Raw genomic sequence first — 13,670 nt, 5'->3', positions numbered from 1 at the left:
CAAAAGCACTGAGGATTTAAGATGGCGAAAATCATAGGCGGTTTAGCAGTTTCACATACCCCGACCATCGGTTTTGCGGTTGACCATAACAAGCAGGAAGAAAGCGCCTGGGCGCCAATTTTCGAAAGCTTTGCACCGATGCAAAAATGGCTGGATGAGAAAAAACCGGACGTGCTGGTTTACATTTTCAACGACCATGTGACCTCGTTTTTCTTCGATCACTATTCCGCCTTTACGTTGGGTATCGACGAGCAGTATGAAGTGGCCGATGAAGGCGGCGGCCCGCGTGACCTGCCTGCGGTCAAAGGCCATGCGGCACTGTCGCAGCATATCGGGGCCAGCCTGATGGCGGACGAATTCGATATGTCTTTCTTCCAGGATAAGCCTTTGGATCACGGTTTGTTCTCGCCGCTTTCCGCTCTTCTCCCGCATGAAGGCGGCTGGCCGACACAAATCGTTCCGCTGCAAATCGGTGTATTGCAGTTCCCTATTCCGACTGCCCGCCGCTGCTACAAACTCGGTCAGGCGCTGCGCCGTGCAATTGAAAGTTTCCCGGAAGATCTGAACGTAGCGATTGTCGCCACCGGCGGCGTTTCGCATCAGGTTCACGGCGAACGTTGCGGGTTTAATAATCCGGACTGGGATGAGCAGTTTGTCGATATGATCGTCAACGACCCGGAACGTCTGACCGAAATGACGCTGGCTGAATTTGCCACGCTGGGCGGCATGGAAGGTGCGGAAGTCATTATGTGGCTGGTGATGCGCGGCGCGCTGTCGGCCAATGTGAAGAAACTGCATCAGGCCTATTACCTGCCGTCGATGACCGGCATCGCCACGCTGATCCTGGAGAATCAGTCACGTGAAGCGCCGTACGACGTGCAACAGCGCCAGCGTGACAAAATCGCGCAGCAAATGGCGGGCGTCGAAAAACTGCCGGGCACCTATCCGTTCACTCAGGCGCGAAGCCTGAAAGCGCTGCGCATTAACCGGTTCCTGCACCGTCTGATCCAGCCTGCATGGCGCGAGCGTTTCCTTACCGATCAGAAGGCTATGTTTGCTGAAAACAAACTGACGGACGAGGAACAAAAGCTGCTGCGTGAACTCGATTGGCGCGGCATGATCCATTACGGCGTCAGCTTCTTCCTGCTGGAAAAACTCGGCGCGGTAGTCGGCGTCTCCAACTTACATATTTATTCCGCGATGCGTGGCGAAACGCTGGAAGAATTCCAGAAAACCCGCAATCAACAAGTTCTCTATTCAGTAGCAGGTAAAGCGAAAGCATGACGATTTTTGAGCAACCCAAGATCGACACACATCATCACGTGTTTGATCCGGCGCGCTTCCCGTACCTTCCGGACACGCCTTATCGTCCGGAAGGGCACGAGATTGGCACCACCGATTATTACCGCGCCGTGATGCAGGCGTATAACATCCGCCACTCGCTGATTGTCGGCCCGACGTCGGGTTACAACACTGACAGTACGTGTTTGCTGGATGCGCTGGAAAAGGGCAACGGCCGCTTCAAAGGTATCGCCGTCGTCCCGTTTGATATCAGCACTGAGCGGCTTGCCATCCTGAAACAGGCCGGTGTGGTCGGCATTGCGATGAATGTTGCGATGCTCGGCACAGAGCCTTTTTTGCATCTCGGCAGCCTGATGGGGCGTCTTGCCGAACTGGATATGTTCGCTGCCATTCAGGTGCAAAACGATCAGCTTCTGGCATTGTTGCCGCTGATCAACCGCAGCAAAACGCGGCTGCTGATTGATCACTCCGGACGCCCTGACATCACGCAGGGCCTGCAACAACCGGCGTTTCAGGCACTTCTCGGCCTCGCTGACCAGCAAAGAACCTGGGTAAAACTGTCGGGCCTGGCGAAATTCAGCCACCAGCCCTTCCCTTATCAGGACGGGCACGCTTATCAGCATGCGCTGCTCAATGCGTTCGGCGCAGAGCATTGCATGTGGGGTTCCGACTGGCCGTTTCTGCGGGCGGAGCACCGGATGGATCTCGGCACGCTGCTGATGCTGGTTGAACAATTATTCCCTGACGAAAAAATTCGTCAGCAGATTTTGTGGCAGACGCCGAAAGATTTGTTTGGATTTACGGATTACTGAAGAAAGGAAAGACCATGAATTACAAAATTGCCGTCTTTAACGGCCCGAATCTCAATCTGCTGGGCACCCGTGAACCGGAAACCTACGGCCACGACACGCTGGCGACCATCGAAAAGTTATGTCATCAGACCGGCGAAAGCTGCGGCGCAACCATCGAATTCTTCCAGACCAATCACGAAGGCGATCTGATTGACCGTATTCAGGCCTGCCGTGGAAAAGTAGATGCGATTGTGCTGAACGCCGCTGCGTGGACGCACACCTCCGTCGCCATCCGCGATGCCGTGACCGCCGTCAGCCTGCCGCTGTATGAAGTGCACATCACCAACGTGCATAAACGCGACGCCTTCCGCCATCACTCATTTCTTTCCGATGTTTCCGTCGGTGTGATCTGCGGGTTCGGTATTCAGGGCTACGAATACGCGATCAGACAGGCAGTGGTGAATTTGTATAAGTGATTAACACCCTCAACTGCGCAGGGGATGGAGCAAAGGCAAAAGCCCGAAGTATGGCACAATCGGCTCCCTCCCCAGCGAAGGGGAGGGTTGGGGTGGGGTATTACAGCAAAATCAAGAGGTTGACCTTTTCGCAGGCAGTGGTTTTGTCATTAAAACCCCCTCCCCGCCTCCCCCTTCGCAGGGGGAGGAGCTAAAGCAAAAGCCCAAAGCGTGGCTCAATCGACTCCCTCCCGGTGAAGAAGAGGAGTAAAGGCAAAATCCGGCGTAGTGGATTACTGAGCACAAACCTTCCGGATTTCTGCCACCAGTGCTTGTGCCGCCGGTGACAGCAAACTCCCGGCGCGGAATGTCAGGCCGATAGCGCGGTGCGTATCGGCCAGATCCAGCGGCAATTTGACCAGTTCACCGGACTCAAGCTCGTGCTCCAGCTGGCGGGCGGACACCGCTGCCAGCATGTCAGAACCCAGCAACAGCCCGCGTACAATTCCCAGATCACCGCTTTCAACCACCGGGTCGGGCGGCGGCATATTCATGGCGGCAAAACTGTTGTCCAGCAGCCGTCGGGCGGGCGTTTCAGCGCGGGGCAATACCCAGCGGGCCTCGCGCAACTGCGCCTGCGTCACTGCGCCGCTCAGCAACGGATGTCCCTTTCTTGCCAGTATCACCATGCTTTCGGTGAACAGGGTTTCGGTCGCCATATCCGCCGCGTAATCACTGGAGCGCAGCGCGCCAAAAATGAAATCCACTTCGCCGGAACGCAGTTCCGATGCCAGTGCGCTGAACGCACTTTCGTTGGTCACCACTTTTACGCCACTGTAGCGCTGCGTCAGACCGATAATCGCCTGCGGCAGTAACCGCGTGCGCCCGAGTGGCAACGCCCCGACCTGCACCGTACCTTCCAGCACACCGCGGCGGGCGGCAATATCAGCGGGAATGTGCCGCAGTTCGTTGAGCGCGCGGCGCAGGTTCGGCACGATATCCTGCCCGGCCAGCGACGGCATCATACCGTGCGGCGTGCGTTCGAGCAGCGCCAGACCGGCGCCGTTTTCCAGCACTTTCAGGGCGGCACTGACCGCGGGCTGGCTGAGACCAAGCAACGTCGCGACCGTCTGCATATGCCGCGTCTTGCACAGCGAGATAAAAATTTGTAAACGCCGGACGTTAAACAGATACAGCGGTTCGGTATCACCGCGCCTTTGCCCGCTTTTGCCCTGTAATTTCGCCAGCTGCGAGGGGATCTGATGCAGCTCGGCAATCGCACGCCGCGCACGTGGCAGCACGCATTTACCGAAATCGGTCAGCAACATGCCGTTGGCATGACGTTCAAACAGCGGGACGTCGAGCGCCTGTTCCAGATCGCGGATCGCCCGCGTGACCGCCGACTGCGTGCGGTAAAGCTCATCGGCCGCACGGGATACGCTTCCCTGATCGACAACCTGACAAAATGCCCGGATTTGCATCAGATTACTCAACATCTCAGACTCTGCCATCCCCTTCTCCTGTCAGTTTCTTTCAGTGACATCCCTCAGCACTATAACCTAAATAATTCACGTTACGGGAAGGCGGCAAGCGAGAGCACCCGATGAGCTTACATAAGTAAGTGATTCGGGAGATTGAGCGCAGCCAACGCATCCGCAATGTGAAGTATGACGGTTATATAAATAAAATGCATACCTCCTGCGCTCAAATGAATTACCCGTCACGTGCGCAGGCTGACAGCATGGAACTCAGACATTTTGAGAACAATAAAACCAAGGACACCCTCATGACTCAGCCAAAAAAAGATGATTCTAAAAGTGCATTAGTCGTCAGCGCCCACTCCGCCGATTTCGTCTGGCGTGCGGGCGGTGCCATCGCCAAACATACCCAGGCCGGTTATGCCGTCCACATCGTTTGTCTGTCTTTCGGCGAGCGCGGTGAATCCGCCAAACTATGGCGTAAAGGCAGCATGACGGAAGAAATCGTGAAAGCGTCGCGTCGCGAAGAAGCCATGGCTGCCGCTGAAATTCTCGGTGCCACCGTTGAGTTTTTCGATATGGGCGATTATCCGCTGCGTGCGGATAAAGAATCGCTGTTCCGCCTGGCCGATGTTTACCGCCGCGTGCAGCCGCATTTCGTGCTGACCCATTCGCTGAAAGACCCGTACAACTACGATCATCCGATGGCGACACATCTGGCGCAGGAAGCGCGGATTATCGCGCAGGCCGAAGGCTATAAACCGGGTGAAACCATCGTCGGCGCGCCGCCGGTTTACTGTTTTGAACCACATCAGCCGGAACAGTGCGACTGGAAACCCGATGTTCTGCTCGATATCACCGACGTCTGGGACAAGAAATATCAGGCTATCCAGTGCATGGCCGGTCAGGAACATTTGTGGGAGTACTACACCCGCGTCGCCCAGCAGCGCGGCGTGCAGGCCAAACGAAATGTCGGGATCACCAGCGCCAAAAACATCGTTTACGGCGAAGGCTATCAGAGCATCTTCCCGCGCGTGACGGAGGATTTAGCATGAGTCTGGTCGGCAAAAAAGGCGTCGTGGTTCGCCATATTCCACGGGCAAATAAAGCGGACGTGACTGCTCTCGCAGCCTTTGGCGTCGCCACCGTACATGAAGCGCAGGGTCGCAAGGGTTTGCTGGAGGCAGGCATTCGTCCGATTCAACAGGATTGTGCGATTTCAGGCAGCGCGGTCACCGTGCTGACCGCGCCGGGCGATAACTGGATGTTCCACGTCGCCGTCGAACAATGTCAGCCGGGCGATATTCTGGTTGTGGCGCCAACTTCACCCTGTTCCGACGGCTTCTTCGGCGATTTACTGGCAACGTCGCTGAAAGCACGTGGCGTTGTCGGACTGGTTGCCGATCTCGGCGTGCGTGATACCAAAACTTTGCGCGATATGGGATTCCGCGTCTGGTCGCGTGCGGTTCATGCGCAGGGCACCATCAAGGAAACACTCGGCTCCGTGAACGTGCCGGTGGTCTGTGCGGGACAGCTGGTGTATCCGGGCGATGCCATCGTGGCCGATGATGACGGCGTGGTGGTCGTTCGCCGCGAAGAGGTCGCGCAAGTGGCGCAGGCCAGCCGTGAGCGTGAAGCGCTGGAAGAAAGTAAACGCGCAAGAATGGCAGACGGCGAGCTTGGGCTGGATATCTACAATATGCGCCCGCGTCTGGCAGAAAAAGGCCTGAAGTATTTCGATTCCACCGAAGAATTAGAGCAAGCCGAAAAGCGCTGAGGAGCCGATATGCCGCAGACCCGAATTCCCTGCCTGCTGATGCGCGGCGGCACGTCCAAAGGCGCATTCTTTCTGGCGGATGATTTACCGGCAGACCAGACTTTACGCGATAACGTGCTGCTGGCGGTGATGGGTTCACCCGATCCTCGCCAGATTGACGGCCTCGGCGGCGCCGATCCGCTGACCAGCAAAGTGGCCATTGTCCGCCCTTCGGCGCGACCTGATGCCGACGTCGATTACCTTTTTGCGCAGGTGAATGTCGATAAAGCGGTGGTAGATTACGGTCAAAACTGCGGCAACATTCTGGCCGCCGTCGGCCCGTTCGCCCTCGAACGCCAGCTGGTCAGCGCGATCGAAGGGATGACCCCGGTGCGGATCTTCATGGAAAATACCGGCCAGATTGCGACCGCTCATGTGCCTGTAGAAGACGGTCAGGTTTGCTATCAGGGTGATTTGCGCATTGACGGCGTACCGGGCACTGCGGCCAAAATCAGCGTGGAATTTGCCGATATCGCCGGTTCCAGTTGCGGCACACTGCTGCCGACGGGTAACGCCCGCGACACATTCGACGGTATCGACGTTACCTGCATCGACAACGGCATGCCGGTTATTCTGCTGCGTGCCGCCGATTTCGGGCGCAGTGGTTATGAGACCCGCGAACAGCTGGATGCTGATACAGAACTGAAAAAACGCCTCGAGTCGATCCGTTTACAGGCGGGCCCGAAAATGAATCTCGGCGATGTCTCGCAGCGTACCGTGCCGAAAATGACCCTGATTGCCGAACCGCGAAACGGTGGTGCTATCTCCAGCCGTACGTTTATCCCACACAGATGTCACGCATCGATTGGCGTTCTCGGCGCGGTCAGCGTCGCCAGCGCCTGCCTGATCCCCGGTTCTGTTACCGAAGGGCTGGCACATGCGCCATCAGGCAACACGCCGTTAATCAGCGTGGAACATCCGACCGGCGAATTCAGCGTGGAATTACAACTTGATCCGACCAAAACCGGTGCAGAGCGCCTGAAAGGCTGCGCACTGTTACGCACCGCCCGCCTGATTTTTGAAGGCCGCGTCGCGATCCCTGCCAGCATCTGGGACGGCAATCAGGACAATCATCAGGAATCCCATCATGAATAACGTGACCCGCATTACCTTAATTGGCCTTGGCGAAGTCGGCACCATTCTGGCAACGGATCTCAAAAAGCAACATCCGGCGCTGGACGTTGCAGCATTTGATAAGCAGACCGATTCAGCGGTTATCCGTCAGCGCGCCCGTGACGCGGGAGTGAGCTTTGCGCTGTCGGTCGAAGACGCCGTGAAAAACAGTCAGATCATATTCTCAGCCGTGACCGCCGCCGAATCGCTGAAAGTGGCCGGTGCCGTCGCCCGGCACCTCGCCCCCGGACAGTTCTTTCTCGATCTGAATTCCGTTTCACCGCACACCAAACGTGAGGCGATGGCGCTGATTGAACAGGCAGGCGGCAATTATATCGACGTCGCGGTGATGGCGCCCTATCCGCCCGCACGCCTGAAAACCCCGCTGCTGCTTGGTGGCACGCATGTTTACGCCATCAGCGAATGGCTGAATGAAACCGGATTTAACAGCAACGTTCACAGCACCACCGTCGGAGAAGCCTCGGCGATCAAAATGTGCCGCAGCGTGATGATCAAAGGTCTGGAAGCGCTGACCGCCGAATGCCTGAGTGCCGCGCGCCAGTACGGCGTCGAACAAGAAGTACTGGCTTCGCTGCATGCTAGTTTCCCCACACTCGGCTGGAACGCGCAGTTTCCGCACTATCTCATCAGCCGGATTGCGGAACATGGCAAACGCCGCGCCGAGGAAATGCGTGAAGTGGTGAAAACGCTCGAAGATGTCGGCGTCGCACCGAATATGAGCTCCGGTACGGTGCTGGCCCAACAGGGGATGGTGGATGCGCTGGGCGCGAAAGGGATAAGATATACGGATCTGGAGCCGTTTGACTGGGGGAAAACAGTGGATCTTTTACGAAAATAAGTTGTCCCTTTCTCACCTGACCGGAGGAGAAAACCGGTCAACTCCCTCCCCTGCGAAGGGGAGGGTTGGGGTGGGGTATTACAGAGAAATCATAGCGTTGAAGTTTGCTTTGGCACGTTTTTACCCGGCGGATACTTCAACAATCGTTTCGCCATTAATACCCCCTCCCCGCCTCCCCCTTCGCAGGGGGAGGAGCTAGAAACTACACCCGCTCCGGCATAACCCGATGACACCTCGCTACCACCCCACCTGCCCCGCAGACAAGCTCCTGCGGCATCTGACAGCCGTCACCGGCCAGCGGACAGCGTTCGCGAAAATAACAGCCCATCGGCAGATTACGGTTACTGGGAAGCTCGCCCTTTTTATCAACGATCCCCTCATCCAGAGCGCGTCCGGCACGGGGAACCGAATCGAGCAGCAACCGGGTGTACGGATGCTGCGGCTCGGACAGCACTTTTTCCGCCGCGCCCAGTTCAACTATTTGCCCCAGATACATCACGGCCACGCGGTCACTCATGTGGCGCACAACGGACACGTTATGGGAAATCAGCACGTAGGTCAGATTACGCTGGCGTTGCAGTTCAACCAGCAGATTGAGAATTTGCGCCTGCACTGAAATATCCAGCGCTGAGGTTGGTTCATCCAGCACGATGATGTCTGGTTCGGAAGACAGCGCGCGGGCAATGGAAATACGCTGACGCTGGCCGCCGGAAAATTCATGCGGAAGACGGTCGAGGTATTCTTTGCGAATACCCACCTGTTCCGCCAATGTGACAGCCAGTTCACGGCGTTCGCGGCTGCTGTTGTGTTTCTGCACATATACCGGCTCAGTGATGATTCGCCAGACCGGCAGGCGCGGATCAAGCGACGATTGTGGATCCTGAAATACCATCTGCATACCGGAACCAAACCAGGAATTATCATGGCGGGCACGGTGAATTTCTCCGCTGCTCGGTTTTTGTAATCCCATCAGTAATTGTGCCAGCGTGCTTTTTCCGCAACCGGATTCGCCAACAATCCCTAACGTCTCGCCGCGGATAATATTGAGATCAAGCCCGTTCAGCGCATGGACATAACCGGTAGGTTTACCGCGCCAGTTATAACTGGCCGGGAACCGCACGCGCACATCCTGCAACTCGACCAATGCTTCAGCAATCATCAGGAATGCTCCTCAATGCGTTGAATGTTGATTTCAGCGGCATGACGCTGCGGATGCCAGCAGGCGACGGACTGCAGCGGAAACTGAGTCAGCGGTGACAACACAGGTGTTATCAGACAACGCTCGTCTGCGTGATTGCAGCGCCCGCGAAATGCACAGCCTTGCGGCAGTGTTGCCAGATTCGGCACCGTGCCGGGAATGGCTTTCAGCAGGCTACGTGGCTCACCATTCTCCGGCGCGGCCTGCAATAAGCCGATGGAATACGGATGCGACGGCGTGTCGATCACGTCAGCCGTGTTGCCGCTTTCAATCACATGCCCGGCGTACATCACATAAACACGGTCGCAAAGCTGCGACACCACCGCCATATCATGGGTGATGAATAACACGGCGGTACCACTGGCGCGGGCCTTACGCTGGAGCAAACGTAAAACCTGACGCTGCACGGTAACGTCCAGCGCGGTCGTGGGTTCGTCAGCAATAATCAGCTCCGGCTCGCAGGAAAAAGCCATCGCGATTAGTACCCGCTGGCGCATCCCACCGGAAAGCTCGAACGGATAGCGCGACATCACCTGTTCTGCATCGGCAATCTGCATGTCATCAAGCAGCCCGATGGCTTTTTGCCATGCCTGCGCCTTGCTGAGTTTCTGATGCAGGCAGATGACTTCGCACATCTGACGGCCAATTTTGCGTGTCGGATTCAGCGCATTCATTGGCTCCTGAAAAATCATCGCCACGCGAGCGCCGCGTAAGGTGCGCATCTGTTCTTCACTGGCGTGAACCACGTCGGTGCCGAGCATGTGTAACGCGCCGCCCGTGACAGTAAAACCATCGGGTGGCAGCAGGCGCATCGCCATCATCGCCGTGACCGATTTGCCTGAGCCGGATTCGCCCACCACGCCGACGATTTCGCCGGCGTTCACTGACAGCGAAACCTGATTCAGTGCGCTGACTTTGCCGCCGTATACCGGAAAGACCAGTTGCAGATTGTCGATTTCAAGTACCGGCGCCTGGTTTTTTTCATTCATTTCAGCGCCCTCTGCTTTTCGGATCCAGCAGGTCGCGCAGACCGTCGCCGAACAGGTTAAAACCGGTGGCCGTGATCAGGATCGCCACCCCCGGAAACGCTGAATACCACCACTGATCGAGAATATAATTGCGGCCATTGGACACCATCGCGCCCCATTCTGCTGTCGGTTGTTGCGCGCCAAGGCCGATGAAACCGAGCGTCGCGGCCATCAGAATCGAGGTGCCGATATCCAGAGAAGCCTGCACCACCAGCGGCGGCATTACGTTTCGTAAAACGTGCCAGGTAATCAGATGCCAGCGCGATGCGCCGAACGTCCGCGTGGCCTGCATATACGCCTGATGCCGTAACATCAGTGTCTGCCCGCGCGCCAGCCGCACATAAAACGGAATACGCACCACGGCGATTGCCAGCATGGCGTTAAATAAACTCGGCCCGAGTGCAGCGGCCAGTGCCATCGTTAAGACCAGGGACGGTACCGACAGCATGATGTCCATGCAGCGCATGATCAGCGCGTCCACTACGCCGCCGACCACGCCGGAAAAACAACCGAGCAGCGAGCCAATCGTGCCCGCGATAATGACCACCGCCAGCCCTGCGGCCACCGACTGCTGGCTGCCAATCAGGACGCGGCTGAACAGGTCCCTTCCGACTTCATCAGTACCAAACCAGTGCTGCGCGGAAGGCGCCTGCAACCGGTCGGTCAGGCTGATGGCATTCGGGTCATGCGGCACCAGCCACGGCGAGAAAATCATGATAAAAAGCACGATGAGCATGATCGCCAGCCCAAGCATGGTCAGCGGACTGCGGCTCAGTAAATGGAATGTGCGCCGCCAGTTGGCGAAACGCGGTTTGATGTCCGGTGCCACAATCTCGGCACGATGGTTATTGATGCCCGGTTCAATCACTGACATGCCTCACCCCTCACGGCCAATGCGCGGATCGATCCACACATACAGTAAATCCACACATAAATTGACGATGACGTACGCGAACGACACCACCACCGCAAAGCCCATCACCGCCGGGAAATCCAGCGCCTGAATCGAGTTCACCACGTATGCCCCCATACCCGGCCAGGCAAAAACGGTTTCGGTCAGCACCGCGCCGTAGAGTAAATCACCCATCGCCAGCCCGAGCACGGTGACCGACGGGATCAGCGCATTCGGCAAGGCGTGGCTCAGGATCACACGCCAGCGGGAAAGCCCGTTAGCGCGTGCCGTGCGGATGTAGTCTTCGCTCAGTTGCTCAAGCATCGCCGAGCGAATTTGCCGCGCCACGATACCCATGTGGACAAACGCCAGCGTCAGCGCAGGCATCGCCAGATGTTGCAGACTGTTCCAGAACGCGTCCCAGTTACCGGTCAGCAGGGAATCGAGGACATAAAAACCGGTGATATTGGCCGGTGGATCCATCCAGTCATCCAGCCTTCCGCCGCCCGGCAGCAGGTTCAGATGACCGTAGAACAGGATGATAACGCCCAGCCCCAGCCAGAATGCAGGCGTGGATATCCCCAGCACGGAAAGCAAACGCACAAGATGATCCGGGAATTTATTGCGATACACCGCAGATAACACGCCAAGCGGAATACCGAGCACAATCGCCAGAAACAGCGCACTGACCGCCAGTTCAAGCGTCGCCGGGAAGAACGCTTTCAGGTCTTCCAGCACCGGACGACCGGTACGGATAGACGTGCCTAAATCGCCGTGCAGCAAATCACTGACGTAGCGGAAAAACTGCACGTACAGCGGCTGATTCAGCCCCAGTTGCTCACGGATATGTTCGACCATTTCATTGCTTGCACGGTCGCCCGCCAGCAGGCGCGCCGGGTCACCCGGGATCATATGCGAGATGATAAAAGTGATTACGCAAACGCCCGCCATCACCAAAATCAAACCCCAGCATCTTTGTCGAATCAGAGTCCAAAAAGTCATCCTACCCCCCAGCCAATCCCCTAAATAATCCGGCCTGCAGGAAGGCGGCAAGCTCACAAGTCCCCGGGAGCATGGATATACCCTGTGACCGGGGCGAATGAGCGCAGCCAACGCATCTGCAGTTCGAAGTATGACGGGGATTTATTTTTTACTCATTTGTGAAACGTTAAACACCTGCTCCAGCATCGGGTTGAAAACAAAGCCTTTAACGTCTTTGTTCATCGCCACCTGATAGTTTTTCTGGAACAGGTAAACGTATGCCGCTTCATCAATGACGATTTTCTGCGCCTGCTGGTAGTAGTCAGTGCGCTGTTTCTGATCGGTGACTGACACAGCTTTTTTCAGCAACGCATCCACGTCAGGATTTGAGTAGAAGGAACGGTTACCCGGCAGGCCTTTTTTGTCGGACTCAAACCAGTAGTTCATAAACATGTACGGGTCGGCGAAATCCGGGCTCCAGTTACCAATCGAAATATCGTAATCGCCCTGCCCGATACGATCTCGCATAGTGGCGTTAGCCAGCTTTTCCAGCTTCACGTTAATACCGGCCTGACCAAGGCTGGCCTGCACGGCAAGCGCGATGGATTCCCAGTTCGGATCGTTGTCGGAATACAGGAAGTCCAGCGTCTGTGGCTTGTCTTTGACTTTCTCAAGGTCAGTTTTAGCCTGCGTCAGATCTAAGGTGTATTGTTTCGCCGCCGGGTCGAAGCCCCACATACCCTCAGGGATTGGCCCGCGCATTTGCTTAGCATTACCGCCGAGAATGCCCTTCACCATGCCCTGATAATCCACGGCAGAAGAAATTGCGCGGCGTAAATCCACCTGATTCAGCGGCGCTTTGGCGTTATTGAGATACAAATAGGTCACGCGCAATGAAGGGAATTCTTCAACCGCGACTTTGTCTTCTTTCTTCAGCGCAGCCAGCTGGTCCATCGGCAGGGAGTCGGCGATATCCAGATCCCCGCGCGACAGTTGCAGGCGGCGGGTAGCACTTTCACCGATAATTTTCACGGTCACACGTTTAAACGCCGGTTTCGTGCCGTTGTAATGCGGATTCGGCACCATCACCAGTTGCTGACCTTTCTGCCAGCGATCGAGTTTATAAGGGCCGGAGCCGGCAGTATGACCCGCCAGCCACGCCTTGCCTTCATCAGCAGGATTGGCTTTGGCAATTGCCGGATTCACGATGCCTGCGCCGTCATTTGCCAGCGTATAGAGGAATGGCGCGAACGGCGTTTTCAGCGTAAAGGTCACCGTCATCGGATCGACCACCGTAACCGTCATGTCTTTCGGGAAAGCTTCCGACGGCCCCTGACCGATCTTCATCAGACGCTCGAACGACCATTTCACCGCGTCAGCATTGACGTCGGAACCGTCATCAAATTTAGCGCCCGGTTTGAGTTTGAACGTCCAGACCAGTTGGTCCGGTGACGCCGTCCAGCTCGCCGCCAGATCCCCTTCCACCTGCGTCGAGCCTTTGCCGTCTTCGGTTTTATACTGCACCAGGCGCTGATACGCCGGATACGTGACTGTCCAGTCGTTGTTGTCGATAGTCACCGCAGGATCCAGCGTTTGCGGATCCGCCGCTTTACCAATCACCAGCATGTCTTTTGGCACGGCAGCCTGCGCGGCAAAGCTTAAGCCTGACAAGGCGAGAAAAATGGCACCGGCGACCTGTGTTTTCGTATTTTTGCGGAACGTGTTGATTGCTGTGTTGCTCATCGGAGAACTCCTGG

General features: G+C 56.7%; 13 protein-coding genes. 7 read left to right on the top strand and 6 right to left on the bottom strand.

The annotated features are described in order from the left end of the window. Positions 1-21: 21 nt before the first annotated feature. Genes ACJY2G_RS09930 through aroQ form a run of 3 tightly spaced genes read left to right on the top strand, consistent with a single transcriptional unit; the run spans position 22 to position 2,569 of the window. Positions 22-1,284 carry a gallate dioxygenase gene (locus ACJY2G_RS09930; protein WP_112288278.1) on the top strand — a complete coding sequence of 421 codons (1,263 nt, stop codon included), beginning with the start codon at positions 22-24 and terminating at the stop codon, positions 1,282-1,284. Next, positions 1,281-2,114, top strand: coding sequence for an amidohydrolase family protein (locus ACJY2G_RS09925; RefSeq protein ID WP_430319779.1), 834 nt, complete (start codon positions 1,281-1,283; stop codon positions 2,112-2,114). Before ACJY2G_RS09930 ends, ACJY2G_RS09925 begins: the two co-directional genes overlap by 4 nt. A 14-nt stretch (positions 2,115-2,128) precedes the next feature. Further along, a complete protein-coding gene (gene aroQ, locus ACJY2G_RS09920; RefSeq protein ID WP_430319780.1) occupies positions 2,129-2,569 on the top strand; it encodes a type II 3-dehydroquinate dehydratase in 441 nt (146 codons plus the stop codon). A gap of 272 nt (positions 2,570-2,841) precedes the next feature. On the opposite strand, the gene ACJY2G_RS09915 is transcribed toward aroQ, so the two are convergent. Further along, complete coding sequence (locus ACJY2G_RS09915; RefSeq protein ID WP_120161847.1) at positions 2,842-4,059, bottom strand: LysR family transcriptional regulator; 1,218 nt, start codon at positions 4,057-4,059, stop codon at positions 2,842-2,844. Between the two features lie 275 nt (positions 4,060-4,334). Here ACJY2G_RS09915 and galB point away from each other — a divergent pair, with 275 nt between their 5' ends. The 4 genes from galB to ACJY2G_RS09895 are packed head-to-tail and all read left to right on the top strand — an operon-like array spanning position 4,335 to position 7,814. Beyond that, positions 4,335-5,081, top strand: a complete 747-nt coding sequence (gene galB / locus ACJY2G_RS09910) for a 4-oxalmesaconate hydratase (RefSeq protein ID WP_129638605.1) — start codon at positions 4,335-4,337, stop codon at positions 5,079-5,081. Then, the gene (locus ACJY2G_RS09905; protein ID WP_279919117.1) at positions 5,078-5,803 is read left to right on the top strand and encodes a 4-carboxy-4-hydroxy-2-oxoadipate aldolase/oxaloacetate decarboxylase; all 726 of its coding nucleotides are present in this window, start codon (positions 5,078-5,080) and stop codon (positions 5,801-5,803) included. The genes galB and ACJY2G_RS09905 overlap by 4 nt, the downstream gene beginning before the upstream one ends. Positions 5,804-5,812: 9 nt before the next feature. Further along, positions 5,813-6,937, top strand: a complete 1,125-nt coding sequence (locus tag ACJY2G_RS09900; protein ID WP_430319781.1) for a 4-oxalomesaconate tautomerase — start codon at positions 5,813-5,815, stop codon at positions 6,935-6,937. Then, positions 6,930-7,814, top strand: coding sequence for a DUF1932 domain-containing protein (locus tag ACJY2G_RS09895; RefSeq protein WP_430319782.1), 885 nt, complete (start codon positions 6,930-6,932; stop codon positions 7,812-7,814). The genes ACJY2G_RS09900 and ACJY2G_RS09895 overlap by 8 nt, the downstream gene beginning before the upstream one ends. Before the next feature lie 202 nt (positions 7,815-8,016). Here the strand turns inward: ACJY2G_RS09895 and ACJY2G_RS09890 are convergent, their stop codons facing one another. From ACJY2G_RS09890 to ACJY2G_RS09870, 5 genes are all read right to left on the bottom strand, one after another. Then, the gene (locus ACJY2G_RS09890; protein WP_120161843.1) at positions 8,017-8,973 is read right to left on the bottom strand and encodes an oligopeptide/dipeptide ABC transporter ATP-binding protein; all 957 of its coding nucleotides are present in this window, start codon (positions 8,971-8,973) and stop codon (positions 8,017-8,019) included. Beyond that, positions 8,973-10,001 carry an ABC transporter ATP-binding protein gene (locus ACJY2G_RS09885; RefSeq protein ID WP_430319783.1) on the bottom strand — a complete coding sequence of 343 codons (1,029 nt, stop codon included), beginning with the start codon at positions 9,999-10,001 and terminating at the stop codon, positions 8,973-8,975. Before ACJY2G_RS09885 ends, ACJY2G_RS09890 begins: the two co-directional genes overlap by 1 nt. A 1-nt stretch (position 10,002) precedes the next feature. Beyond that, positions 10,003-10,914, bottom strand: a complete 912-nt coding sequence (ddpC, locus tag ACJY2G_RS09880; RefSeq protein ID WP_430319784.1) for a D,D-dipeptide ABC transporter permease — start codon at positions 10,912-10,914, stop codon at positions 10,003-10,005. Between the two features lie 3 nt (positions 10,915-10,917). Continuing rightward, a complete protein-coding gene (locus ACJY2G_RS09875; protein ID WP_120161840.1) occupies positions 10,918-11,934 on the bottom strand; it encodes an ABC transporter permease in 1,017 nt (338 codons plus the stop codon). Between the two features lie 141 nt (positions 11,935-12,075). Next, complete coding sequence (locus ACJY2G_RS09870; RefSeq protein ID WP_430319785.1) at positions 12,076-13,656, bottom strand: ABC transporter substrate-binding protein; 1,581 nt, start codon at positions 13,654-13,656, stop codon at positions 12,076-12,078. Positions 13,657-13,670: the final 14 nt, after the last annotated feature.

The organism is Rahnella sp. ATs2 (genome assembly GCF_051851855.1).
Classification (GTDB): Bacteria; Pseudomonadota; Gammaproteobacteria; order Enterobacterales; family Enterobacteriaceae; genus Rahnella; species Rahnella variigena.
The sequence above is the reverse complement of the archived record's forward strand: the minus strand, read 5'-3'. Positions and strand labels throughout refer to the sequence as shown.